Here is a 2,253-nt window from a genome sequence, read left to right on the forward strand (position 1 = left end):
CTGCTGATCGAGCGTGCCAACGACGACCTGGTGCTCGTGGTGCGCAACGTCCCGCTGGTCGTCGCGCCGATGAGCCAGGTGCTCAGCGACGCGTGCCAAAAGCTCGTCTTCACCGCGCACGCCGACCGGGTGGTCGGGGAATTCGTCGGGCTCACCCAAGGCCCTAACACCGAGCATCCCGGCGCCGCGTTGCGGGGTGAGCGCAGCGGCTACGACTTCCGTCCGCAGATCGTCGGCGTCTTCACCGATCTGAGTGGGCCGGCCCCGCCGGGCCTGACGTTCTCCGCCACCATCGACACCCGCTACAGCAGCTCGCCGACGCCGCTGAAGATGGCCGCGATGGTGCTTGGGGTGGCGCTGACCATCGCCGCGCTGATCGCGCTGCACATTCTGGATACCGCCGACGGCACCCGGCACCGCCGCTTCCTGCCGCCGCGCTGGTGGTCGATCAGCGGACTCGACGGCCTGGTCACGCTGGTGCTGGTGTGGTGGCAGTTCGTCGGCGCCAACACCGCCGACGACGGCTACATCCTGACCATGGCCCGGGTGTCGGAGCACGCCGGCTATATGGCCAACTACTACCGCTGGCTGGGCACTCCCGAGGCGCCGTTCGGCTGGTACTACGACCTGCTGGCGCTGTGGGCTCATGTCACCACCGCGAGCATCTGGATGCGGTTGCCGACCCTGCTGATGGCCCTGTCCTGCTGGTGGGTGATCAGCCGGGAAGTCATCCCGCGGCTGGGGCATGCCGTCAAGACCAGCCGGGCCGCGGCGTGGACGGCGGCGGGCACGTTCCTGGCGGTCTGGCTGCCGCTGGACAACGGTCTGCGGCCGGAGCCGATCATCGCGGTGGGCATCCTGTTGACTTGGTGTTCGGTGGAGCGCGCAGTGGCCACCAGCCGGCTGCTGCCGGTCGCGGTGGCCTGCATCATCGGTGCGCTGACGCTGTTCTCCGGGCCGACCGGTATCGCGTCGATCGGTGCGCTGCTGGTGGCTATCGGCCCGCTGCGCACCATCATTCACCGACGGTCGCGACAGTTCGGTGTGCTGCCGCTGGTGGCGCCCATCGTGGCCGCGGTCACCGTCAACGTGATCCTGATCTTCCGCGACCAGACCCTGGCCGGCGAGTTGGAGGCGACGGCGCTCAAGCGTGCCCTCGGACCGAGCCTGAGCTGGTTCGACGAGCACATCCGCTACGAGCGGTTGTTCATGGCCAGCCCCGACGGGTCGATCGCCCGCCGTTTCGCCCTGTTGGCGTTGCTGGTCGCGCTCGCGGTGTCGGTGGCAATGTCGTTGCGCAAGGGGCGAATTCCGGGTACCGCGGCCGGGCCGAGCCGTCGGATCATCGGCATCACGATCATCTCGTTCATCGCGATGATGTTCACGCCGACCAAGTGGACACACCACTTCGGGGTGTTCGCCGGGTTGGCTGGTTCGCTGGGGGCGCTGGCCGCCGTCGCGGTGACCGCGCATGCGATGCGATCGCGGCGTAACCGGACGCTGTTCGCCGCGGTGGTGCTGTTCGTCGTGGCGCTGTCATTCGCGAGTGTGAACGGCTGGTGGTACGTCTCAAACTTCGGCGTGCCGTGGTCGAATGCGTTCCCGCAGTGGCACTTCGGTTTCACCACCGGCTTCCTGGCGCTGACCCTACTGGTCGCGCTGCTGGCCGCCTGGTTCCACTTCGTCAAAAGCGGCAGCGACGCCGAGCCGCCCACCGAGTCGCGGTTGGGCCGAATCATCCGGTCTCCGTTGGGGATCGCCGCGTGGGCGCTGGTCTTCTTCCAGGTGCTGTCGCTGACACTCGGCATGACCGACCAATACCCGGCCTGGTCGGTGGGCCGCTCCAACCTCCAGGCACTGACCGGCAAGACCTGCGGGCTGGCCACCGACGTTCTCGTCGAACAGGATCCGAACGCCGGCATGCTCTCGCCGGTCTCGGCGCCGGTGAACGACGCGCTGGCCGACGGCTTTTCCGAGGGCTTCGACCCCAACGGCATCCCGTCCACGGTGTCCGCCGACCCGGTGATGGAACGTCCCGGTGACCGCAGCTTCGTCAGCGACGACGGGACCGTCAACAGCGAAGCGGGCACCGAGGGCGGCACCACCGCAGCTCCGGGCGTCAACGGATCGCGCGCGCGGCTGCCCTTCGGCCTCGATCCGGCCAAAACTGCGGTATTGGGCAGCTGGCGATCCGGCGTCCAAATACCCGCCCGGTTGCGGTCGGCCTGGTACCGGCTGCCCGACAAAAGTCAG

General features: G+C 68.4%; 1 protein-coding gene. It reads left to right on the top strand.

The window, feature by feature from the left end; all coding sequences use genetic code 11:
* The coding region (locus VN856_RS27015) for an arabinosyltransferase domain-containing protein (RefSeq protein ID WP_325695035.1) at positions 1–2,253 on the top strand (2,253 nt) is incomplete at both ends.

Origin of the sequence: Mycobacterium sp., assembly GCF_035603715.1 — a bacterium.
In the GTDB taxonomy this organism is placed as follows: domain Bacteria; phylum Actinomycetota; class Actinomycetes; order Mycobacteriales; family Mycobacteriaceae; genus Mycobacterium.